Below are 23,019 nucleotides of genomic sequence, written 5' to 3' on the forward strand. Positions count from 1 at the left end.
CATGGCCGAAAGCGTCTTTGCCGAGCGCATCGTGCAGAACCTGCTCGATACCGATTTCTACAAGCTGACCATGATGCAGGCGGTGCTGCACAACTACCCCAACGCCGAAGTGGAGTGGGAATTCCGCTGCCGCAACGCCGAGGACCTGCGTCCGTACCTGGCGGAGATCCGCTACCAGATCGAGCGCCTCGCCGAAGTCGAGGTAACCGCCGACCAGCTCGCCTTCCTCGAACGCATCCCGTTCATGAAGCCGGACTTCATCCGCTTCCTCAGCCTGTTCCGCTTCAACCTGCGCTACGTGCACACCGGCATCGAGGATGGCCAACTGGCAATCCGCCTGCGCGGCCCATGGCTGCACGTGATCCTCTTCGAGGTGCCGCTGCTGGCCATCGTCAGCGAGGTGCGCAACCGTTATCGCTACCGCGAGGTGGTCCTGGAACAGGTCGGCGAGCAGCTCTATCGCAAGCTCGACTGGCTCTCCGCCCAGGCCAGCAGCGAGGAACTCGCGGAATTCCAGGTCGCCGACTTCGGCACCCGCCGGCGCTTCTCCTACCGCACCCAGGAGGAAGTGGTGCATATCCTCAAGCGCGACTTCCCCGGGCGCTTCGTCGGCACCAGCAACGTGCACCTGGCCCGCGAGTACGACCTCAAGCCGATCGGCACCATGGCCCACGAATGGCTGATGGCCCATCAGCAACTCGGCCCGCGGCTGGTCGACAGCCAGCAAGCGGCGCTGGACTGCTGGGTCCGCGAGTACCGCGGACAGCTCGGCATAGCCCTGACCGACTGCATTACCATGGATGCCTTCCTCGACGACTTCGACCTGTACTTCGCCAAGCTCTTCGACGGCCTGCGCCACGATTCGGGCGACCCGCTGGCCTGGGCGGAGAAAGCCATCGCCCACTACCGCCGCCTGGGTATCGACCCGCTGAGCAAGACCCTGGTGTTCTCCGACGGGCTGGACATGCCCAAGGCGTTGCAGCTGTTCCGCGCGCTACGTGGCAAGATCAACGTCAGCTTCGGCATCGGCACCAACCTGACCTGCGACATCCCGGGGGTCGAGCCGATGAACATCGTCCTGAAGATGACGGCCTGCAACGGCCATCCGGTGGCGAAGATATCCGACGCCCCGGGCAAGACCCAATGCCGCGACGAGAACTTCGTCGCCTACCTCCGCCACGTCTTCAACGTGCCGGCCTAATCCTTTCGCACCTAACGGGAGCCCGAACATGCAACAGATCCAACGCGACATCGCCCAAGCCCTGCAGGTCCAGCCGCCGTTCCAGTCGGAGGCCGACGTGCAGGCGCAGATCGCCCGGCGCATCGCCTTCATCCAGCAGTGCCTGAAGGATTCCGGGCTGAAGACCCTGGTGCTGGGGATCAGCGGCGGCGTCGACTCGCTCACCGCCGGCCTGCTGGCCCAGCGCGCCGTCGAGCAACTGCGCGAGCAGACCGGCGACCAGGCCTACCGCTTCATCGCCGTGCGCCTGCCCTACCAGGTGCAGCAGGACGAGGCCGATGCCCAGGCCTCGCTGGCGACCATCCGCGCCGACGAAGAGCAGACCGTCAACATCGGTCCGTCGGTGAAAGCCCTGGCGGAACAGCTGGAAGCCCTGGAAGGACTCGAGCCGGCGAAGAGCGACTTCGTCATCGGCAATATCAAGGCGCGCATCCGCATGGTCGCCCAGTACGCCATCGCCGGCGCCCGCGGCGGCCTGGTGATCGGCACCGACCATGCCGCCGAGGCGGTCATGGGGTTCTTCACCAAGTTCGGCGATGGCGCCTGCGACCTGGCTCCGCTCAGCGGCCTGGCCAAGCATCAGGTGCGCGCCCTCGCCCGCGCCCTCGGCGCTCCGGAGAACCTGGTGGAGAAGATCCCCACCGCCGACCTCGAGGACCTGCGCCCCGGCCATCCGGACGAGGCTTCCCACGGCGTCACCTATGCCGAGATCGACGCCTTCCTGCACGGCCAGCCGCTGCGCGAGGAAGCTGCGCGGGTGATCGTCGACACCTACCACAAGACCCAGCACAAGCGCGAACTGCCGAAGGCGCCCTGAGCCTCCCGGTCCGTGCGGCAGGCCCGTCGTCGACGGGCCTTTGTCGCGGGCGGGAATGTGCCTGTCGCAACCAGGTCTTCAAGTCCGCGCGGCGGCGCGCTAGAAGGAAGCTGTATCCCTGCGAAGGCCAGCCATGCGCACCCGTCTCCCCGCCCTGCTCCTCGGTGTCCTGCTGGCCGGCCAGGCCTGCGGACACACATCCCCGCTGCTCGCGCCGGTACGGCAGATCCACGCCTTCGGCGACAGCTATTCGGACAACGGCGAAAGCCAGCGACTGACCCGCGAGATGCTCGCCAAGGGCATCGCCGGCGCCCAGGCATTGCCCGGCGAAGTCTACTGGCAGGGCCGCTGGAGCAACGGCCCGACCGCCGTCGAGGTGCTCGCCCGCCAGCTTGGTGCGCAACTGGCCGACCATGCGGTGGGCGGCGCCAAGAGCGGAGCGGACAACTACTACGGCTGGATGAGCGCCTACCGCCATACCGGCCTCGCCGGCCAGGTCGACGCCTACCTCGCCACGCTGGACGGCAAGCCGGTCGATGGCCAGGCGCTGCACTTCATCTTCGTCTCCGCCAACGATTTCTTCGAGCACGAGGATTTCGCCGGCGAGCAGCCCCTGGAACAACTGGCCGGCAGCAGCGTGGCGAACATCCGCGCCGCGGTGCAGCGTCTCGGAGAGGCCGGCGCACGACGCTTCCTGGTGGTCAGTTCGACCGACCTGAGCGTGGTCCCGGCGGTGGTCGCCGGTAACCGGGTCGAGCGGGCGCAGCGCTACCTGCAGGCAGTCAACGCCAGCCTGCCGATCCAGCTCGCCGCCCTGCGCAAGACCCGCGGCCTGGAGCTGAGCTGGTTCGACCATCTCACCTTCAGCCGCCACTTGCGGCGCAACCCGGCGCGCTATGGCCTGGTGGAGCTGGACGCGCCCTGCCAGCCGACCCAGCCCAGCGTCCGCCCGGCCTGCGCCAACCCGGACCAGTACTACTTCTGGGACGAGTGGCATCCGACCCGGCGCGTGCACCAACTGGCCGGCGAGGCGATGGCGGCACGCTACGCGCGCTGAGCCCGGCGCGCGCCCATGAAAAAGCCCGGCAGCGGCCGGGCTTTTTCATGCAGCGGATCGCTCGCGCATCACTTCAGGGTCAGGGTGCCCTTCATCAGCGCGGAGTGGCCCGGGAAGGTGCAGAAGAACATGTACTGCTCGCCTTCCTTCAGCTTGGAGACGTCGAAGGTCACCGAGTCCTTCTCGCCCGAGCCGATCAGCTTGGTGTGGGCGATGACGCGGCTGTCGTCGGGCTTCAGGTAATCCTTGTCCAGGCCGGAAGCCATGCCGTCGGTGACCACGCCCTGCATGTCGGCGGCGGTGCTCAGTACCCAGTTGTGGCCCATGACGTTCTTCGGCAGGTTGCCGGGGTGGGACAGGTTGACGGTGAACTGCTTGCAGCTCTTGTCGACGGTGATGGCATTGGTGTTGAACTGCATCTGGTCGTTACCCTGGATGTCCACCGAGCACTCGGCAGCCAGCAGCGGCGCACTGAGCAGGGACAGCAGGGATACCGCAGCGAGTTTACGTAGCATGGAGCAGCCTCCTAGGCAGGTTGGGCGATGAATCCTGAAAGAGCAGACTGCCCGATCGGGCACCGAGTTCCACTGATTCAGGTCAAACCCGAACCGGACGTGGCGGGGCATCGAGCGGGATCTGCCCGGCGTTTACTACGGGGAACTCCTGTTTTAGCACAGATGTGCCGCTTCGCGCCTGCGACGCAACGTCCGGCAACGCTTCGCACGGCTTGGTCGAAGCGCTCCCAGCCGCTACCCTGTGCGCCTTTTTCCACCCCCGACAGGAGTCGATCATGACCTTGCGTTCCGTCTGCGTATTCTGTGGCGCCAGCCCCGGCGCTTCCCCGGTCTACCAGGAAGCCGCCGTGGCCCTCGGCCGGCACCTGGCCGAGCGCGGCCTGACCCTGGTCTACGGTGGCGGCGCGGTCGGTCTGATGGGCACCGTGGCGGACGCCGCATTGGCCGCCGGCAGCGAAGTGATCGGGATCATCCCGCAGAGCCTGCAGGAGGCCGAGATCGGCCACAAGGGCCTGACCCGCCTGGAAGTGGTAGACGGCATGCACGCGCGCAAGGCACGCATGGCCGAACTGGCCGACGCCTTCATCGCCCTGCCTGGCGGGCTCGGCACCCTGGAAGAGCTGTTCGAGGTCTGGACCTGGGGCCAACTGGGCTACCACGCCAAGCCGCTGGGCCTGCTCGAAGTGAACGGTTTCTACGACCCGCTGCTGACTTTCCTCGACCACCTGGTCGACGAACGTTTCGTCCGCGCCGAACACCGCGGCATGCTGCAGCGCGGCGCCAGCCCGGAGGCGCTGCTCGATGCCCTCGCCGCCTGGACGCCGAGCGTGGCGCCGAAGTGGGTCGACCGCACCCCGCAGTGATCCGCTCCTCTCTCAGGACGGCGGCAGCAGGCTCAGCGGGTCGAGCGGCCGGCCGTTCTGGCGGATCTCGAAGTACAGCTGCACCCGGTCGGCATCCGAGGAACCGGCCTCGGCGATCTTCTGGCCCTTGCCGACCATCTGCCCCTCCTTCACCAGCAAGCGGCTGTTGTGCGCGTAGGTGCTGGTGTACGAGGTACCGTGCTGGATGATCACCAGGTTGCCGTAGCCACGCATGTTGTTCACCGCGAACACCACCTTGCCGGCCAGCGAGGCCTGCACCGGCTGGCCCAGGGTGCCGGCGATGCGGATGCCCTTGTTGAGCTTGTCGGAACTTGAGAAGCGGCGGATCACCGGCCCCTTCATCGGCCACTGCCAGCCGCGCAGGGTCACCGACGGCGGCGGAGGCGGCGGCTTGCGCGCACGGGTGTTAGACGAAGAGCGGCTACTGGCGACGTAGGTCGACTTGCGCCCGTCGAAGCGCACCACCTGGCCGACCTTGACCGCGTAGGGCGGGCGGATGCCGTTGGCGCGCGCCAGGTCCTTGTAGTTCCAGCCGTGCCGGGTGGCGATCGAATAGAGGGTGTCGCCGCGCTTGACGCGATACTCGCCGCGCACGACCTTCGGCACCGACGCCCCCGGGCCGGGAGCCTTGGAGCTGCACGCGGATACCGCCAGCAGGACGGCGATCAAGAGCAATCTGAAGAACACACGGAATCCTTTTCCCGATGAAACCCGGCCGGCTGCGGCGACGGTTGCAGGCCCGCACTATACCTTGTTCGCCGGGGTGCCCGTTGGACTCGCCGATGGCCCGTTTTCTCCGCGCGGCCCGCCACCCGGTCCGCGCACAAACGCCAACGCCCCGCAGGGCGGGGCGTCGGTGCCGAGCGGGAAACGTCAGGCGCCGGCGGACTGCTGCACGATCACCGTCTGCGCCGGCATCGGTGCCGGGAAGTCGGCGCCGAGGGCGTCCTTGATCACCTTGTTGGTATCGAAATAGACCTGCCAGTAATGGTCGTTGTGGCAATACGGGCGCACCGCCAGCACCGGCCCGACCAGGTTGAACTCGAGGATTTCCACGTCCACCGGCGGCTCGCCGAGCACGTTGGGAATCGCCGCGACGCGCTGCCTGAGCAGGGCGATGGCCGCCTGGTAGTCGGCGGCACCGGAAAGCTGCGCCTTCAACTCGACCCGGCGGAACGGGTTGTGGGTGAAGTTCTGGATGTTGTCGCCGAATATCTTGTTGTTGCCGACCATGGTCAGCACGTTGTCCGGAGTGTTGATCGCCGTGGTGAACAGGCCGATCTCCTTGACCGTGCCGGTCACTCCGCCGGCGCAGATGAAGTCGCCGACCTTGAACGGCCGCAGGACGATGATGAAGCCGCCGGCCGCCAGGTTCGCCAGCAATCCCGACCAGGCCATGCCGATGGCCAGGCCGACCGCCGCGATCAGCGCCGCCAGGCTGGTGGTCTGGATGCCGAAGAAACCGAGGATGCCCACCACCAGCAGCACGTTCAGGGTCACCGTGATGAACGAACCCACGTAGCGCAGCACGGTGGGATCGACCTTTTGCCGCTCGAGGGATTTCTGCACCATGCCGACGGCGAAGCCGATCAGCCAACGACCGATCACCCAGAAGGCGATGGCCGCGAGAATCTTGATGCCGAAGGCGAAGGCGTACTGGGACACCGTCGCCCAGAGCGCGTTGATCTTCTCGGTACCTACGTTGACGATCGTCGTGTCATCCATATCGCTCACCGTGCGCAAGGAAGGAGTCTGGCTCCGTACGAGAACCGCCCCTGGCACCGGAAAGGCAGGCTCCGGCCCTTGGCCCGACAACGTCCGTAGCGGATTCTGGAAAAGCTAGCACGGCGCCGCGAATTTGCCGGAGCACCGCTTCGTTGTCCCCAAACGGCGTGGGCGAGGCTGTGGACAACCTGAGTGAAAAGGTCCGGGAGTCCCGGGCGGCAGGGCCTCCGCGGAACCGATCACTTTTTGATCAGCCGGCAGTTTCCCGTAGCGGCAGCACCGTCACCCGCACCTCCGGGTCATGGCTACCGCCGCCGAGGATCACCCCGCGCAGCGGCGACACATCGGAAAAATCCCGCCCCCAGGCCAGGGTGATGTGCTCCAGGTCGGGCAACAGGTCGTTGGTCGGGTCGAAATCCACCCAGCCGTTCTCCGGGCAATACAGCGAGACCCAGGCATGCGAGGCGTCGGCACCGATCAGTCGCGCCTGTCCGGGCGGCGGGCGGGTCAGCAGGTAGCCGCTGACGTAGCGCGCCGCCAGTCCGCGCGCGCGCAGGCAGGCGAGCATCAGGTGGGCGAAGTCCTGGCAGACCCCGCGACGGCGCTCCAGCACTTCGTCCAGCGGCGTCGCCACCTGGGTGGCCTGCGCATCGAAGGCGAACTCGCGGAAGATCTTCTCCATCAGTGCCGCCGCCGCCACCAGCAACGGCCGTCCGGGCGGGAAGCAGTCGGCGGCGAACTCGGCGAATCGCCGCTGGATGCGCACATAGGGCGACTCGACGCGATAGCGGCAGGCTTCCAGCTCGGCGGCGGACAGCGCCCGCCCGGAAAATGCCAGCCCGGCGGCGACGGTTTCCCATGCCGGCGACGCGGTCAGTTGCGCCGGCGCATGGGCGAACACTTCGACCTGCAGTCGCGCACTGACCCGCAGCGCCTCGTGAGGACGCTCGAAGGCCAGCCGGCTCAGCGGATTGCCGAATGCGTCGTGGCCATCCTCGCGCCGGCTCGGCCCCGGCTCGATCAACAGTGCCCGCTCATGACAGGCCTGCCAGGCGCATTCGCGTGGCCAGAGATGCGCCAGTTGCCGCGACAGCGAGACCGGCGTCGCATAGCGGTAATGGGTGTCGTGCAGCACCTGGTAGCGGGCGCCCTGGAGCGGAACGGAGCGAAGCGCGGGTGCGGACATCAGGTGGATACCGTTCTCTGGCTGACATCGTCGACATGGGCGAAATAGCGCAAGCCTAGCCGATCGGAGACCTGTCCGGCGCAGGCGGCGATGTCGCGCAGCAGTCGCGCCAGCCCGACGAGCACCTCGTCGAGTCCTGCCGCGCCGAACAGCGGGCTTTCCAGGGCCGCCAGATCGAAGCTGCGCAGGCGTTCGCCCAGGGTCCTGAGTTCCCGCTCGCGTGGCGCGCCGAACTCCTCGTGCAGGCGCTCCAGCGAACGCTCCAGGGCCTGCAACTGGAAGCGCAGCGAGTGCGGGTTCTGCTCGTGCAACAGGAGCAGGTCGAGCACCGGGACCAGCTGCGGCGACGCCAGGTAGCGCGAGCGGTAGGTGATGCCGCTGTTACCCAGCTCCAGCAGCCACTCCAGCGCGCCGGCGTCCCAGGCGCTACCGCCGTCGAGGAAGGCGGCGATGCTCTCGGCGAAGAAGCGCACGCGCTCGATGCGCCGGCCGATCATCAGGAAACGCCAGCCGTCGTCGCGGGTCATGTCGTCGAGGGCGAAACCGGACAACGCGGCCAGGGACATCACTAGCCGGTTGAGGAAGTCCAGCGCTTCGCCGAGGTCGGTGCGTGCCGGATCGAGCGCCTGCATGTCGCGTTGCAGCTCCAGCAAGGCCAGCCAGTTCTCCCCGGACAAGCGCCCGCGCACCTGCGCCGCCGCCCAGTGCAGGCGCCGCAGGTTGGCGCACAGGCTCGCCGGCCAGTGCTCGTCGAGCAACGCCCGCAACAGGCACCTTTCCAACGGCTCGCCATCCCCGGGCAGCAGGCCGATGCCGCCGGCCAGGGCCAGGGCGCTGCGCAACGCCTCTTCGTCGCCATCGGCATCCACGTAGCGCGACAGCACCACCCGCAACAGGCGCGCATGGTCGTCGCAACGCTCGGCATAGCGGCCGTACCAGAACAGGTTCTCCACCACCCGCGACGGCAGGTAGGGGTCTTCGCGGACCAGGTCGCGCACGCCGAGCCGGCGCGGTCGCAACGGCTCGCCGCCGACTGCTCGCTCGGCCAGCACCCAGGTGTCCTTGCTCGCCCCGCCGCGCTGCATCGACACCACTTCGGCGTCCGCCGCCGAGGCTACGCGGGTCAGGCCGCCGGGCATCACCCAGTAGCGGCCGTCGCTGGCGGCGACGGCGAATACGCGCATGCCGATGGCCCGCGACTGCAGGCCGACGCCGGCCTTGCCGTCGCGCCAGACCGGTGCCTGGGACAACTGCGCCAGGCGTTGCGCCACGTAGGCCTGCGGGCGCTCGCGCAAGCGCTCGCCGAGGGATGCCAGGCCGGCACTGTCGAGGGCGTGGCCGAACAGAGGTTCGCAGCGCTGGCCGGGAAAGGCCGGCTTGATCACCAGGTCGGGCAGTGCCGCGAGTATCGCCTCGAGGGCTTGCGGCTCGCCGCACCAGCGGGTGTCGAGCGAGGGCAGCGCCAGTTCCTCGCCAAGCAGGCGGCGACAGGCCTGCGGCAGGAAGCCGAGCAGGCCGGGCGACTCCAGCACTCCGCTGCCCAGTGCGTTGGCCACCAGCACGCGTCCCTGGCGTACCGCCTCGAGCAGGCCGGGAATGCCCAGCGCCGAGTCGGTACGTAATTCCAGTGGGTCGCAGAAATCGTCATCGAGGCGCCGCAATACCGCGTGCACCCGTTTCAGGCCGCCGAGGGTCTTGAGATAGAGGGTGGCGTCGCGCACCGTCAGGTCGTGCCCCTCGACCAGCGGAAAACCGAGCTGGCGCGCCAGGTAGAGATGCTCGAAGTAGGTTTCGTTGAAACGTCCGGGAGTCAGCAGCACCACCAGCGGCGTCTCGCCGTCGCCGGCGGCCTGGCTGGCGAGGGTCTCCTGCAGGGTGCGGAAATACCCGGCGAGATGCTGCACGCGCAGGTCGCGATAGAGTTCCGGCAAGGCCCGCGAGACGATCTGCCGGTTCTCCAGCGCATAGCCCGCGCCGGACGGAGCCTGGGTGCGGTCGGCAAGGACCTGCCAGCGTCCGTCGGCATCGCGCGCCAGGTCCACGGCATAGCTGTGCAGGAAAATCCCGCCGGGCGGCCGGATGCCGAGCGCCGGCCAGAGGAAGTTCGGATGGCCGAAGACCAGTTCGCTGGGCAGCAGCCCTTCGGCGAGCAGACGCTGGTCCCCGTACAGGTCGGCCAGCAGCGCATTGAGCAGCCGAGCACGCTGCGCCACACCAGCGGCGATCGGCTGCCACTCGGCGGCGGACAGCAGGTTCGGCAGAAGGTCCAGCGCCCAGGGGCGGTCGGTGCCCTTGGGATCGGCGTAAACGTTGTAGGTGACGCCGTTCTCCTGGATCTGCCGTTCCACCAGGGCCTGGCGCTGGCGCAATTGCTCAGGGCTGCTGCGCTCCAGTTGGCGGAACAGCCGCTGCCAATGGGGACGCACGCCGCCCTGGCGATCGAGCAACTCGTGGTAGGCCGTATCGGTGAACGGATAGTGGGCAAGCAGCTCGGGCATCGAAGGCTCGCGGGGCTGGGGTTGCGGTCACTGTAGCGGAGTCGGCGGCGCGACGCCGGAGCGAAGCGACGAGGCGTTGCCGGGTCCGCCACGACGGTTCTTCGTGAAGACCGGGATGCCCCGGAAGCGCAAGACTTGTGCCAGCGCCGTCAGGCCCGGGCGGCCAGGAGGTCGTGCCGCGGCAATGCACTGCGACGGTGCGCGACCGCAGGCAAGGTTGCAGCCGCGCACGCTTTGCGGGCGGCAGGGCCGCCCCGGCGATCAGCGCGGGATGTTCGGCTGGCGCGACTTCTTCTTGCCCTTGGCGAAGGCCGTCGCCTTGTTCTGCTGGCCCTTGCTCCACGGCTTGCCGCCGTCGCTGGCGCGTGGCGGCAGGCCGGTATGCTGGGTCAGCAGCTTGCCGGCCTTCTTGCTGCCGGCCGGCGTCGAGTTCTTCCGCCGGGCGCTCTGGTATTCGCCGGTATCCGGCTGGTAGGTCGGGACCAGGTGGTGCTTGCCATTGCCGATCAGGTCGGCGCGCCCCATCCGCTCCAGCGCCTCGCGCAGCAGCGGCCAGCCTTTCGGGTCGTGGTAGCGCAGGAAGGCCTTGTGCAGGCGCCGCTGCTGGTCGCTCTTGACGATGGTCACGCCATCGCTCTTGTAGGTGACCTTGCGCAGCGGGTTCTTGCCCGAGTGATACATCGCGGTGGCAGTGGCCATCGGCGAAGGATAGAACGCCTGGACCTGGTCGGCGCGGAAGCCGTTGCGCTTGAGCCACAGGGCCAGGTTCATCATGTCTTCGTCGGTGGTCCCGGGATGGGCGGCGATGAAGTACGGGATCAGGTACTGCTCCTTGCCGGCTTCCTTCGAGAACTTCTCGAACATCTGCTTGAAGCGGTCGTAGGTGCCGATCCCCGGCTTCATCATCTTGTCCAGCGGACCGCGCTCGGTGTGCTCCGGGGCGATCTTCAGGTAGCCGCCGACGTGGTGGGTCACCAGTTCCTTGACGTACTCGGGCGACTCGACGGCGAGGTCGTAGCGCAGGCCGGAGGCGATCAGGATCTTCTTCACCCCCGGCAGCGCCCGGGCCTTGCGGTACAGCTCGATCAGCGAGCTGTGGTCGGTATCGAGGTTCTCGCAGATGCCGGGGAACACGCAGGATGGCTTGCGGCAGTGCCGCTCGATGTCCGGGCTCTTGCAGGCGATGCGGTACATGTTCGCCGTCGGTCCGCCAAGGTCGGAGACCACGCCGGTGAAGCCGGGCACCTTGTCGCGCATCTCCTCGATCTCGCGGATGATCGAGTCGTGCGAGCGGTTCTGGATGATCCGTCCCTCATGCTCGGTGATCGAGCAGAAGGTGCAGCCGCCGAAGCAGCCACGCATGATGTTCACCGAGAAGCGGATCATCTCGTAGGCGGGAATCTTCGCCTTGCCGTAGGCCGGGTGCGGCACGCGGGCATAGGGCATGCCGAACACGTAGTCCATTTCCTCGGTGCTCATCGGAATGGGCGGCGGGTTGAACCAGACATCCACTTCGCCGTGCTTCTGCACCAGGGCACGGGCGTTGCCCGGGTTGGTCTCCAGGTGCAGCACGCGGTTGGCGTGGGCATAGAGCACCGGGTCGTTGCGCACCTTCTCGAAAGACGGCAGGCGGATCACGGTCTTCTCCCGGGTCAGCCTGGGGTTCGCCAGCAACTGCACGACCTTGGCTTCCTGCGGGTCCTCCTGCGCGCCCTTTTCCTGCTCGATGGCGCAGGCGGCGGTGTCCTGGGTGTTCACGTAGGGATTGATGATCTTGTCGATCTTGCCCGGCCGGTCGATCCGCGTGGAATCGATCTCGAACCAGCCCTCCGGGGTGTCGCGACGGACGAAGGCGGTGCCGCGCACGTCGGTGATCGCGCTCACCAGTTCGCCCTGGGCCAGGCGCTGGGCGATTTCCACCACCGCACGCTCGGCGTTGCCGTAGAGCAGGATGTCGGCCGTGGCGTCCATCAGGATCGAGCGGCGGACCTTGTCCTGCCAGTAGTCGTAATGGGCGATGCGCCGCAACGAGGCCTCGATCCCGCCGAGGATCACCGGCACATGGCTGTAGGCCTCCTTGCAGCGCTGGCTGTAGACCAGGCTGGCGCGGTCCGGGCGCTTGCCGGCCAGGCCGCCGGGGGTGTAGGCGTCGTCGGAACGGACCTTCTTGTCCGCGGTGTAGCGGTTGATCATCGAGTCCATGTTGCCGGCCGCCACGCCGAAGAACAGGTTCGGCTCGCCGAGCTTCATGAAGTCGTCCTTCGACTGCCAGTCCGGCTGGGCGATGATGCCGACGCGGAACCCCTGGGCCTCCAGCAGGCGGCCGATGATGGCCATGCCGAAGGACGGGTGGTCGACGTAGGCATCGCCGGTGACGATGATGATGTCGCAGGAGTCCCAGCCGAGCTGATCCATCTCTTCTCTACTCATAGGCAGGAAGGGCGCCGGACCGAAACACTCGGCCCAGTACTTGGGATAGTCGAACAGCGGCTTGGCGGCTTGCATCACGGGCACCAGGGGGTATCTCTAGGAATGGGGGGTCGCGAAAACGCGGGGCGCGGAATATAGCACAAAAAATGAGCAATTCCGACGTTTTCACTGGGTATTGCCTGTCGTCGGCCGGCTTCGAAAAAATGCCATCATTTAGCCATCTTGTTTCTATACTCCATTCATCGTCATCTCACCCGGCCTCTAAGGCAGGCCCCCGGGAGAGTCATCGTGCGCCATCCTCTTGCCCTGCTCGCGGTCATCTTCCTGCTACTGGCCAGCGCCGTTTCGCGCGCCGCGCCGGAGTTTCCGGCGCCTCCGGCCAGCGGCGCCTGGTTGAACGGCTCGCTGGACCTGCTCGAAGACCCCGATGGCAACCTGGCGGTGGAGGACCTCGAACAAGCGGAGCAGGCCGGCCGCTTCGTCGCCGCCGCCGGCCGCACCAGCGTCGGCCTCAGCCGCAGCGCCTGGTGGCTGCGCCTCGACCTGCCGAGACGCGAGGCGGTATCCGGCGGCTGGTGGCTGGAAGTCGCCAGCGCCAGCCTGCACGACCTGCGCCTGTACCTCCCCGACGAGCGCGGCGGGTTCCGTGAACATCGCAGCGGCGAAGCGGTGCCCTTCGCCGAGGGCCGCGACCACGCCTATCGTCATCCGCTGTTCCGGATCCCTCCCGGCGATGGGCCGTTGCGCGTCTACCTGCGCAGCTACGATCCCGGCGGCAACGCCTTTCCGCTGAGGCTCTGGAGCCACGACGAACTGCTGGAATACCGCAGCCAGGGCAACCTGCTGTTCGGCATGGCCTACGGGCTGATCCTCGCCCTGCTGCTGTACAACCTGTTCCTCTTCACCAGCCTGCGCGATCGCGCCTATTTCTGGTACGTGCTGACCGCTGCCAGCGCGCTGGTGCTGACCCTGAGCATCAGCGGCCATGGTTTCGAGTATTTCTGGCCCGAGCGGGCGGTGCCCTGGTGGCTTGACCGCCTGGCGCTGCTGGCGATCTGGGGCATCTGCGTGATCCGCTTCAGCCAGAACCTGCTGCAAAGCCGGCAGCACGCACGCTGGGCCCATCACCTGCTGAACGCCTGTTGCCTGCTGTTCCTTGCCTGCCTGGCGTTCAACGCCGCCGGCTGGCGCTGGCAGGCGGCCGGCGTGCTGGCGCTGACCCTGCTGGCCAACCTGCCGATCGCCATCGGCCTGGCAGTGCAGCGCTGGCGCCAGGGTTCGGCCACGGCGCGCCTGTACCTGGTCGGCTTCGGCCTGGTGCTCGGCAGCGTCAGCCTTGGCGTGATGCGCGCCACCGCGCTGGTCCAGCCGACCTCGGCCAACGCCATGGTCTTCCCGCTGGCGCTGACCCTGGAGGCCCTGCTGTTCTCCCTGGCGCTCGCCTCGCGCATCCAGGATCTGAAGCAGGAAAGGGCCCTGGCCCTGGACCAGGCCGACCAGGAAAAGAACGCGCGCCTGGCCCTGCTGCACAGCGCCCAGCGCGACCTGGCACGCGCCGTGGAAGTCCGTACCAACGAGTTGAGCGAGGCCAATCGCCAGTTGCAGATGCGCGAAGCGCAACTGCAGTACGCCGCCCATCACGACCCGCTGACCGGGCTTGGCAACCGCAGGCACCTGATGGAGTTCGCCGAAAGCGCCCTGGACGACGCGCGCCGCCACGGCAACAGCATGGCGCTGCTGCTGATCGACCTGGATCACTTCAAGCCGATCAACGATACCCATGGCCACGATGCCGGCGACTTCGTCCTGCAGAACGTGGCCCAGCGGCTGCGCCATTGCGTGCGCACCGAGGATTGCGTGGCGCGCCTCGGCGGCGACGAATTCGCCGTGCTGGTCGGCGGGTCGAATGCCGAGCAGCATGCCCGCGACATCGCCGAACGCCTGCTGCGAGAACTGGCGAAACCGGTGGAGTTCGCCAAGCAGTGGCTGGTGATCACACCGAGCATCGGCGTCGCCCTGTTTCCCGGCGACGCCCTGCAGTTCGGCAAACTCTACAAGGCCGCCGACCAGGCGCTGTACCGGGTCAAGGGCGCCGGGCGCGCCGGCTATGCGATGGCTGCCGACGATGAACGCGAGACCGCGCCGGCGCTCCCCTGGCCGACCGCCCTGGCACCGGAGCGTATCTCCTGAATCAGTGGCTGTAGCGTCGCGGAACCCGAGCCGTGACCTTGCTCAGAAGCTCGTAGCCAAGGGTGCCGCAGGCACGGGCGACCTCGTCCACCGACAACCCGGCGCCCCACAACTCCACCGGGTCGCCAACGCGAGCCTCCGGCAGGTCGGAGAGGTCGACCGCCAGCATGTCCATCGAGACCCGCCCGGCCAGGGTCGCGCGGCGTCCCCCGACCAGTACCGGAGTCCCGGCTGGCGCGGTACGCGGATAGCCGTCGGCGTAGCCGCAACTGACCGTGCCGATCCGCGCCGGCCGCTCGGCGATCCAGGTGGCGCCGTAGCCGACGCTCTCGCCCACGGCCACCTCGCGCAGTGAAATCAACTGCGCGCCCAGGCTCATGGCCGGCCTCAGGCCCAGTTCGGCGGCGCTCAGGTCGGCCAGCGGGGTCGACCCGTAGAGCATGATTCCCGGCCGCAGCCAGTCCATGTGGGCGGCCGGGATAGTCAGCACCGCCGCCGAATTGGCCAGGCTGCGCTGGTCGAAATCCAGGTCGAGCAGGCCGAGGAAACTCTCCAGCTGCTGCTCGGTGAGCGGATGGTTGCGTTCGTCGGCGCAGGCGAAATGGCTGATCAGGTTCAGCTCGCGCACACCAGGATGGTTGCGCAGGCGCGCATGCCAGGCGCGCAGCGCGGCAGGATCGAAGCCCAGGCGGTGCATGCCGGAGTCGAGCTTGAGCCAGACGTTGAGTGGAATATCCAGGCCGGCGGCGAGGAACGCCTCGCCCTGTTCCGCGCCCTGGATCACCAGGTCCAGGCGCAATTGCCCGGCGAGGGCGTATTCGCTCGCCTCGAAGCAGCCTTCCAGCAACAGGATGCGCGCGCTGGCGTGCAAGGCGCGGACTTCCGCGGCCTCCTCCAGGCAGGCCACGGCGAAGCCATCGGCATCGTCGTGCAACGCGGTAACCACTTCGCGCGCACCGTGGCCATAGGCGTTCGCCTTGACCACCGCGAACGCCTGGCGCTGCGGCGCGCAGCGCTTGGCCAGGGCATAGTTGTGGCGAATGGCGGAAAGGTCGACGGTGGCAACGAGGGGACGCATGGCATCGGGTCCTGCAACTGAAACGGGTGCCTATGGTAAGGCGCCCGCCGGGCAAGACCCAAGCCGGGTCATTCGTCCTCGAAGTTGTACATGCCGGCGGCAAGGTTCTCGAAGCGCGTGTATTTGCCGATGAAGGCCAGGCGCACCGTACCGATCGGACCGTTACGCTGCTTGCCGATGATGATTTCGGCGACGCCCTTGAACTCGGTCTCCGGGTGGTACACCTCGTCGCGGTAGACGAACATGATCACGTCGGCGTCCTGCTCGATCGCCCCGGATTCGCGCAAGTCGGAGTTCACCGGGCGCTTGTTGGGTCGCTGCTCCAGGGAGCGGTTGAGCTGCGACAGGGCAATCACCGGGCAGTTGAATTCCTTCGCCAGGGCCTTCAGCGAGCGGGAAATCTCGGAAATCTCGTTGGTCCGGTTGTCGCCGCTGGAGCCGGGTATCTGCATCAGTTGCAGGTAGTCGATCATGATCAGCGCCAGGTCGCCGTGCTCGCGCACCAGGCGACGGGTCCGCGCGCGCATTTCCGAGGGACTGATGCCAGCGGTATCGTCGATGAACAGCTTCTTGTCGTTGAGCAGGTTGATCGCCGAAGTCAGGCGCGGCCAGTCCTCGTCGTCGAGCTTGCCGGAACGCACCTTGGTCTGGTCGATACGCCCGAGCGACGAGAGCATACGCATCACGATCGAGTCGGAGGGCATCTCCAGGGAGTACACCAACACGGCCTTGTCGGTGCGCATCACCGCGTTCTCGACCAGGTTCATGGCGAAGGTGGTCTTACCCATCGACGGACGCCCGGCGACGATGATCAGGTCGGCCGGCTGCAGGCCGCTGGTCTTCTCGTCGAGGTCGGTGAAACCGGTGGACACCCCGGTCAGCGCCTCGGTGGTGTTGAACAGGTAGTCGATGCGGTCGATGGTCTTGACCAGGATATCGCTGATCCCTACCGGCCCGCCGGTCTTCGGTCGCGCTTCGGCGATCTCGAAGATCTTCCGCTCGGCCTCGTCGAGGATCTCGTTGGCGCCGCGCCCTTCCGGGTGGAAGGCGCTGTCGGCGATCTCGTTGCTGATGCCGATCAGTTGGCGCAGGGTGGCGCGCTCGCGGATGATCTGCGCGTAGGCCTTGATGTTGGCGACCGAGGGAATGTTCTTCGCCAGTTCGCCGAGATAGGCCAGGCCGCCGACCTGGGCCAGTTGTCCTTCCTTCTCCAACTGCTCGGAGAGGGTCACCACGTCGATCGGCTGGTTGGCCTCGGCCAGCTTGTAGATGGCGCGGAAGATCAGGCGATGGTCATGGCGGTAGAAATCGCCGTCGGACACCGAATCCGACACACGCTCCCAGGCGTTGTTGTCCAGCATCAGGCCACCCAGCACGGCCTGCTCGGCCTCGATCGAGTGCGGCGGCACCTTCAGGGCTGTGGTTTCCAGGTCGTATTGCTCGGGGCTGGTGATCTCGTTCATAGACTCGACGCAAGAAAAAGGAACAGCGGAAAAAACAACGGGCACGGTGCCGTTGCCGGTACCGTGCCCGATGTTAGCGGACTGCCGCGGACACGCATATGCCCGCCCAGCCCTACCGATCGGATCGCTTACTCAGCGACGATGATCAGCTTCAGAGTGGTTTCCACGTCGGTGTGCAGGTGCACGGCGACGTCGAACTCACCGGTGTTGCGCAGCGCGCCGTTGGGCAGGCGAACTTCGGCTTTTTCCAGCGGGTAACCGGCAGCGGAAACGGCTTCGGCGATGTCGCGGGTGCCGATCGAACCGAACAGCTTGCCTTCGTCGCCAGCGTGGGCGCCGAGGGTTACCACCAGCTCGGAGAGCTGGGCAGCACGGGCTTCGGCAGCGGCCTTCTTCTCGGCGGCAGCCTTTTCCAGCTCGGCGCGGCGTGCTTCGAACGCAGCGACGTTCTCGGCGGTGGCGACGGTGGCCTTGCCCTGCGGCAGCAGGAAGTTACGGGCGTAACCGCCCTTGATGTTCACCTTGTCGCCCAGGTTGCCCAGGTTGGCGACTTTTTCCAGCAGGATGACTTCCATTTGAGTCTTACCTCTTAACTTTTAACCTTCACCGTTCGTGGAACCCTGGCGCCGGGCCAGGCGTCCACGAAAATCAAACAGACTGTCGACAACCGCCAAAAGACAGATCAGGTTCCCCAGCAGCAATACAGCCAGGTACAGGCCCACCAGCCAACCACCCGCGAGGCGCTTCAGGGCGATCAGGCCATGCCCGAGCGCCACGCCGGCGATGATCAGCGGCACGCTGCACAACGGACCGAGCACCGCGGCCTGCACTTCCAGCGCCGGGACCACGACGGCCCCCAGCAGCAGGATCACGGCAACCGCCGGCGCCAGCCGCAAACTCCGGAATTCGCGGCCGAAGCCGCCCGGGTTGTACAGCGAAGCCTGCCAGTACCGCGCGAGCATCAGGCAGAGCAGGCAGGTCACCTGCAGCGAGGAAGCCATGACCCCGGTCAGGGTCGGCACCAGCGCCACCTGCAACTTGTCCAGCTCTTCGCCCGACAGCTGGGACTCCCCGCGAAGCTGGGTCAGGACCTTGGTGACTTCCGTCGCCAGGGCGCCGATCAGCTCGCTGGAGGTATGCCCCAGCACCAGCGCGAATACCACGCCAACTGCAACACTGCCCAGCAGCACATGGCTCCAGGACGTGCTGGCGCGCAGGATCTGCGCCAGCGTCAGGGTACCGAGCAGGACCAGAAGGATGCTCGGATCGCCCAGGTACCACCAGAACATCGCCGGTAGCACCGCCCAGGCCAGGACGCCGAAGGCGTCGCCGAATCCGCGCCGCAGCAGCAACAGGCTACCGGCGGCGGCACTCAGCCAGAACAACAGTGGAACAACCGCGGAGCCTGCCACGGCGAGCGTGGCCTGCATGCGGCCGCGCATGGTGAACTCAGCCAGTGCGCGCATGCGATCTATCCCTTACCAGCGTTCGACTGCCCGATCTCAACGGCCGTGGCTGTCGGTGTAAGGAAGCAGGGCCAGGTAGCGGGCGCGCTTGATAGCGGTCGCCAGCTGACGCTGGTACTTGGCCTTGGTGCCGGTGATACGGCTCGGAACGATCTTGCCGGTTTCGGAAACGTAGGCCTTCAGGGTGTTGAGATCCTTGTAATCGATCTCTTTCACGCCTTCGGCGGTGAAGCGGCAGAACTTACGACGACGGAAGAAACGTGCCATGTGATTGGCTCCTCAATACTGGTCCGGAATTACTCGTCAGCGTTATCGCTATCGCTGTTGTCGTCGCCATCGGCGCCTTCAGCGTTATCGTTCGGACGCTCACGACGCTCGCGACGCTCGTTGCGGCTTTCTTCAGCCTTGAGCATCTCGGACTGCTCGGTGACAGCTTCGTCGCGACGCATGACCAGGTTACGGATCACGGCATCGTTGTAACGGAAGTTGTCTTCCAGCTCAGCCAGGGCCTTGGCGCTGCACTCGACGTTCATCAGAACGTAGTGGGCCTTGTGCACGTTGTTGATGGCGTAGGCCAGCTGACGACGGCCCCAGTCTTCCAGACGGTGGATCTTGCCGCCGTCTTCTTCGATGGCCTTGGTGTAACGCTCGACCATGCCACCGACTTGTTCGCTCTGGTCCGGGTGAACCAGGAACACGATTTCGTAATGACGCATAAATGCTCCTTACGGGTTGCAGCCTGCCGCAGAACGGTCAGGCAAGGAGTGAATGTTTTCTTGGCTTGCCTGGTGGAGAGGCGAACGAACGCCTGCCCACGCGGCAAGGGGCGACATTCTAGAGAAGGGCAACCGGCGAAGCAAGGAAGATTGGCGAATATTTGTACAGCGGATGGAATGGCGCGGGGCCGCGCCGCGGCGGCCCCGCACGCGCTCACTCCAGCGGGGTGCGCTGGCGGAGGATCTCGAACAGGCAGACGCCGGTGGCGACCGAGACGTTCAGGCTGCTGACGCTGCCGGCCATCGGCAACCTGGCGAGGAAGTCGCAGTGCTCGCGGGTCAGCCGGCGCATGCCCTTGCCTTCCGCGCCCATCACCAGCACGGTCGGCCCCTTGAGGTCGAGCTGGTAGAGGGTCTTGTCCGCCTCGCCAGCGGTGCCGACCACCCACAGGCCGCGCTGCTGGAGCTTTTCCAGGGTGCGCGCGAGGTTGGTCACCGCCACCAGCGGGATCACCTCGGCGGCGCCGCAAGCGACCTTGCGCACGGTGGCGTTGAGGGTCGCGGACTTGTCCTTGGGCACGATCACCGCCTGCACCCCCGCCGCATCGGCGGTACGCAGGCAGGCGCCGAGGTTGTGCGGATCGGTGACGCCATCCAGGGCCAGCAGCAGCGGCACGCCCTCGCCCCGCTCGAGCAGTTCCTCGAGCATGTTTTCGCCCCAGACCTGGCTGGGGCTGACTTCCGCGACCACGCCCTGGTGGACGCCTTCCGCCCACTCGTCGAGTTCGCGCCGGTCGCGCTGCCCTACCGGAATACGGAACCCGGCGGCCAGCTCGGTGAGCACCTGGACCCGCGGATCATGCCGCCCCTCGGCCAGCCACAACTGCTTGACCCGCTTCGGGTGATGACGCAACAACGCTTCCACGGCATGCACGCCGTAGACCTTTTCCCACTGACTCATGACTTGGCCTTACGTTTGCGCGCCCCGGTGGCGGCCGGAGCGTTGTCGGCCTTCGGCTTGGAAGGCCCCTTGCGATGCTTGGTCGGCTTTCCCGGCTTGGCGGCAGCGGCGGGCTTGCCGCCCTTGGCCTTGCCCTTCGCGCTCTTGCCCGCAGGAACGACCTTGCCCTTCTTCCCGCCCTTGTCCTTGCCGCCGCCGACGCGCGCCTCGGCGAGCAGCGCCTGCTTCACCTCGCGACTCTTGCGCACGTCGGTGTTGCCGAGCATCTCCGCGGCCTGCGCCAGCAGCTCCGGCGCGACCGGCGGCAGCGCCTGCACCTTGCCGGCCTTGCGCCGCGGCACCACCGCGGCGTCGGGACTGGCCAGCGCCGGCTCCAGGTCGACCTCGGGCACGGATGCGCCCTTGCGCCCCTTCGGCGCCTTGCCGGCGTTCGCCGACTTGTCGCCGTTGCGCTTCTTGCGTCCGATCGGCGCGCTCAGCACGTTTCCGGCCAGCTCGAAATCGATCTTCCGCTCGTCCAGGTCGACCCGCGCCACTACCACTTCCGTGGTGTCGCCGAGACGGAAGCTGCGCCCGGTGCGCTCGCCGCTGAGGCGATGGTGCACGGCGTCGAAATGATAGTAGTCGCCGGGCAGCGCGGTCACATGGACCAGGCCTTCGACGAAGATGTCGGTCAGCTCGACGAACAGACCGAAACCGGTGACCGCGGTGATTACGCCAGGGAAGGTCTCGCCGACCCGCTCGCGCATGTATTCGCACTTCAGCCAGTTGGTCACGTCGCGGGTGGCCTCGTCGGCACGCCGCTCGGTCATCGAGCACTGCTCGCCCAACTGGTCCAGGCGCAATTCGTCGTACGGATAGATGCGCGCCTTGGGCATGCTCGCCGCGCCGGCCCGCTGCACGTGCGGAGTCTCCGCCTTGGAGCGGATCACACTGCGGATCGCACGGTGCACCAGCAGGTCCGGGTAGCGCCGGATCGGCGAGGTGAAGTGGGTGTAGGCGTCGTAGTTGAGGCCGAAGTGGCCATTGTTGTCCGGGCTGTACACCGCCTGGCTGAGCGAACGCAGCATGACCGTCTGGATCAGGCGGAAGTCGGCGCGGTCGTGGATCTTCTCCAGCAACTCCTGGTAGTCGCCCGGGGTCGGCGCGGCCTTGCCGCGGCCGAGGCTCAACCCCAGCTCGCCGAGGAACTGGCGCAGGTTGTTGAGCTTCTCCTGCGGCGGGCCGTCATGCACCCGGTACAACGCCGGGATGGCGTGCTTCTGCAGGAAGCGTGCGGTCGCCACGTTGGCGCAGAGCATGCACTCTTCGATCAGGCGGTGCGCATCGTTGCGCTGGGTCGGGCGGATTTCCGAGATCTTCCGGTCGGCGCCGAAGACGATGCGGGTTTCCTGGGTCTCGAAATCGATCGCGCCGCGGACATGGCGGCCGGCCAGCAGCGCTTTATACAGCGCATACAACTGCTGCAGGTGCGGCACCACGCCGGGCAACTGCTGGCGCAGGTTCTCGGCCTCGACGCTGTCGGGATGCTCGAGCAACTGGCTGACCTTGGTGTAGGTCAGGCGCGCATGGGAGTGGATCACCGCTTCGTAGAACTGATAGCCGGTCAGCTTGCCGGCCTTGGACAGGGTCATCTCGCAGACCATGGCCAGCCGGTCGACCAGCGGATTCAGCGAGCAGAGACCATTGGACAGCACCTCCGGCAGCATCGGGATCACCCGCTCGGGGAAATACACCGAGTTGCCGCGCCTGGCCGCCTCTTCGTCCAGCGCCGAACCGACCTTCACGTAGTGCGAGACATCGGCGATCGCCACGAACAGGCGCCAGCCGCCGCCGCGCTTGGCCTCGGCGTACACCGCGTCGTCGAAGTCGCGGGCATCCTCGCCGTCGATGGTGACGAAGGGCACCTGGCGCAGGTCGACACGCTTTTCCTTGTCCTTCTCCGCCACTTCCGGCTTGAGCTTGGCCGCTTCCTTCTCCACTGCGGCCGGCCAGACGTGGGGGATATCGTAGCTGCGCAGGGCGACTTCGATCTCCATCCCCGGCGCCATGTAGTCGCCGAGCACCTCGACGATCTCGCCCTGGGCCTGGCGGTGGATGCTCGGCCATTGCTCGATGCGCACCTGGACGAACTGGTTGTGCCTGGCCTTGCCGGCCTTGCCCGGCGGGATCAGGACTTCCTGCTGGATCTTCGGGTTGTCCGCGACCACCACGCCGATGCCGCTTTCCTCGAAGTAGCGGCCGACCACGATCTCGTGGGCCCGCTCGATCACCTCGACCAGCTGGCCTTCGCGGCGTCCGCGCCGGTCATGGCCGGACACCCGGGCCAGGGCGCGGTCGCCGTCGAACACCAGGCGCATCTGGGTGGGACTGAGGAACAGGTCGTCGCTGCCATCGTCGGGGATCAGGAAGCCGAAGCCGTCGCGGTGCCCGCTGATGCGGCCGCGGATCAGGTCCAGCTTGTCCACCGGCGCATAGGCGCCACGACGCGTATAGATAAGCTGCCCGTCGCGCTCCATGGCGCGCAGGCGACGACGCAAGGCCTCTTCCGGCTCCTCGCCGGCGAGCCCGAACTCGTCGAGCAACTGGGAGCGAGTCGCCGGAGCGCCCCGCTCGGATAGGTGAGCCAGGATCAGTTCCCGGCTGGGGATGGGGTTTTCGTACTTTTCCGCTTCGCGAGCGGCCTCGGGATCGAGGTTTTGCCAATCGGCCATTAGAGGTAGGTCACCTTTTCTTCTTTAGCGTTTGCTGCCATTGCTCTATTGAAGCGCGAAAACGCTTCGTCGGTCAGCT

At 66.9% G+C, this 23,019-nt stretch carries 19 protein-coding genes; 5 read left to right on the forward strand and 14 right to left on the reverse strand.

Features of this window, described 5'->3' with window-relative positions:
* The first annotated feature begins 1 nt into the window (after nt 1).
* The 3 genes from pncB to choE all read left to right on the forward strand — a co-directional run bounded on the left by pncB (nt 2) and on the right by choE (nt 3,114).
* Nucleotides 2-1,201: a nicotinate phosphoribosyltransferase gene (gene pncB, locus ACI766_RS26710; protein ID WP_003099996.1), complete on the forward strand. Its 1,200-nt coding sequence runs from the start codon at nt 2-4 to the stop codon at nt 1,199-1,201.
* Nucleotides 1,202-1,229: 28 nt separating this feature from the next.
* The gene (nadE, locus tag ACI766_RS26715) at nt 1,230-2,057 is read left to right on the forward strand and encodes an ammonia-dependent NAD(+) synthetase (RefSeq protein ID WP_003099998.1); all 828 of its coding nucleotides are present in this window, start codon (nt 1,230-1,232) and stop codon (nt 2,055-2,057) included.
* A gap of 133 nt (nt 2,058-2,190) precedes the next feature.
* Nucleotides 2,191-3,114, forward strand: coding sequence for a cholinesterase ChoE (choE, locus tag ACI766_RS26720; RefSeq protein WP_003100000.1), 924 nt, complete (start codon nt 2,191-2,193; stop codon nt 3,112-3,114).
* Nucleotides 3,115-3,182: 68 nt separating this feature from the next.
* On the opposite strand, the gene azu is transcribed toward choE, so the two are convergent.
* Complete coding sequence (gene azu / locus ACI766_RS26725; protein WP_003095591.1) at nt 3,183-3,629, reverse strand: azurin; 447 nt, start codon at nt 3,627-3,629, stop codon at nt 3,183-3,185.
* 275 nt (nt 3,630-3,904) lie between these two features.
* Between azu and ACI766_RS26730 the strand changes: the two genes are divergently transcribed.
* Nucleotides 3,905-4,492, forward strand: coding sequence for a TIGR00730 family Rossman fold protein (locus ACI766_RS26730; protein WP_023104783.1), 588 nt, complete (start codon nt 3,905-3,907; stop codon nt 4,490-4,492).
* Between the two features lie 12 nt (nt 4,493-4,504).
* On the opposite strand, the gene ACI766_RS26735 is transcribed toward ACI766_RS26730, so the two are convergent.
* The 5 genes from ACI766_RS26735 to ACI766_RS26755 form a co-directional block, all read right to left on the reverse strand.
* Nucleotides 4,505-5,200, reverse strand: coding sequence for a peptidoglycan DD-metalloendopeptidase family protein (locus ACI766_RS26735; RefSeq protein ID WP_003112288.1), 696 nt, complete (start codon nt 5,198-5,200; stop codon nt 4,505-4,507).
* A gap of 186 nt (nt 5,201-5,386) precedes the next feature.
* Nucleotides 5,387-6,238, reverse strand: coding sequence for a mechanosensitive ion channel family protein (locus ACI766_RS26740; protein WP_003457447.1), 852 nt, complete (start codon nt 6,236-6,238; stop codon nt 5,387-5,389).
* A gap of 250 nt (nt 6,239-6,488) precedes the next feature.
* Nucleotides 6,489-7,424: a transglutaminase family protein gene (locus ACI766_RS26745; RefSeq protein WP_003121150.1), complete on the reverse strand. Its 936-nt coding sequence runs from the start codon at nt 7,422-7,424 to the stop codon at nt 6,489-6,491.
* On the reverse strand, nt 7,424-9,922 hold the full coding sequence (locus tag ACI766_RS26750; RefSeq protein ID WP_003116170.1) for a circularly permuted type 2 ATP-grasp protein: 2,499 nt from the start codon (nt 9,920-9,922) through the stop codon (nt 7,424-7,426). The genes ACI766_RS26745 and ACI766_RS26750 overlap by 1 nt, the downstream gene beginning before the upstream one ends.
* 261 nt (nt 9,923-10,183) lie before the next feature.
* Nucleotides 10,184-12,427, reverse strand: a complete 2,244-nt coding sequence (locus tag ACI766_RS26755) for a YgiQ family radical SAM protein (protein ID WP_003100007.1) — start codon at nt 12,425-12,427, stop codon at nt 10,184-10,186.
* A 213-nt stretch (nt 12,428-12,640) separates the two neighbouring features.
* On the opposite strand from ACI766_RS26755, the gene ACI766_RS26760 reads away from it, so the two are divergent.
* Nucleotides 12,641-14,542, forward strand: coding sequence for a diguanylate cyclase (locus ACI766_RS26760; RefSeq protein WP_003112285.1), 1,902 nt, complete (start codon nt 12,641-12,643; stop codon nt 14,540-14,542).
* Between the two features lies 1 nt (nt 14,543).
* Here the strand turns inward: ACI766_RS26760 and alr are convergent, their stop codons facing one another.
* The 8 genes from alr to rnr form a co-directional block, all read right to left on the reverse strand.
* Nucleotides 14,544-15,620 carry an alanine racemase gene (gene alr / locus ACI766_RS26765; protein ID WP_003100010.1) on the reverse strand — a complete coding sequence of 359 codons (1,077 nt, stop codon included), beginning with the start codon at nt 15,618-15,620 and terminating at the stop codon, nt 14,544-14,546.
* A gap of 68 nt (nt 15,621-15,688) precedes the next feature.
* Nucleotides 15,689-17,083 (reverse strand): replicative DNA helicase, encoded by a 1,395-nt coding sequence (dnaB, locus tag ACI766_RS26770; RefSeq protein WP_003100012.1) that lies wholly within the window; start codon nt 17,081-17,083, stop codon nt 15,689-15,691.
* A gap of 128 nt (nt 17,084-17,211) precedes the next feature.
* Nucleotides 17,212-17,658, reverse strand: coding sequence for a 50S ribosomal protein L9 (gene rplI, locus ACI766_RS26775; RefSeq protein WP_003095627.1), 447 nt, complete (start codon nt 17,656-17,658; stop codon nt 17,212-17,214).
* A gap of 21 nt (nt 17,659-17,679) precedes the next feature.
* Nucleotides 17,680-18,549 carry a hypothetical protein gene (locus ACI766_RS26780; protein ID WP_004347675.1) on the reverse strand — a complete coding sequence of 290 codons (870 nt, stop codon included), beginning with the start codon at nt 18,547-18,549 and terminating at the stop codon, nt 17,680-17,682.
* 36 nt (nt 18,550-18,585) lie between these two features.
* Entirely contained in the window at nt 18,586-18,816 is a 231-nt protein-coding gene (gene rpsR, locus ACI766_RS26785; RefSeq protein WP_003095634.1) for a 30S ribosomal protein S18, read from the reverse strand.
* A 29-nt stretch (nt 18,817-18,845) separates the two neighbouring features.
* Entirely contained in the window at nt 18,846-19,265 is a 420-nt protein-coding gene (gene rpsF, locus ACI766_RS26790) for a 30S ribosomal protein S6 (RefSeq protein ID WP_003095636.1), read from the reverse strand.
* A 214-nt stretch (nt 19,266-19,479) separates the two neighbouring features.
* Complete coding sequence (gene rlmB, locus ACI766_RS26795; RefSeq protein WP_004347672.1) at nt 19,480-20,226, reverse strand: 23S rRNA (guanosine(2251)-2'-O)-methyltransferase RlmB; 747 nt, start codon at nt 20,224-20,226, stop codon at nt 19,480-19,482.
* Nucleotides 20,223-22,940: a ribonuclease R gene (gene rnr / locus ACI766_RS26800; protein WP_004347671.1), complete on the reverse strand. Its 2,718-nt coding sequence runs from the start codon at nt 22,938-22,940 to the stop codon at nt 20,223-20,225. The genes rlmB and rnr overlap by 4 nt, the downstream gene beginning before the upstream one ends.
* Between the last annotated feature and the right edge of the window lie 79 nt (nt 22,941-23,019).

This window comes from Pseudomonas sp. DL, assembly GCF_047199225.1.
In the GTDB taxonomy this organism is placed as follows: domain Bacteria; phylum Pseudomonadota; class Gammaproteobacteria; order Pseudomonadales; family Pseudomonadaceae; genus Pseudomonas; species Pseudomonas aeruginosa.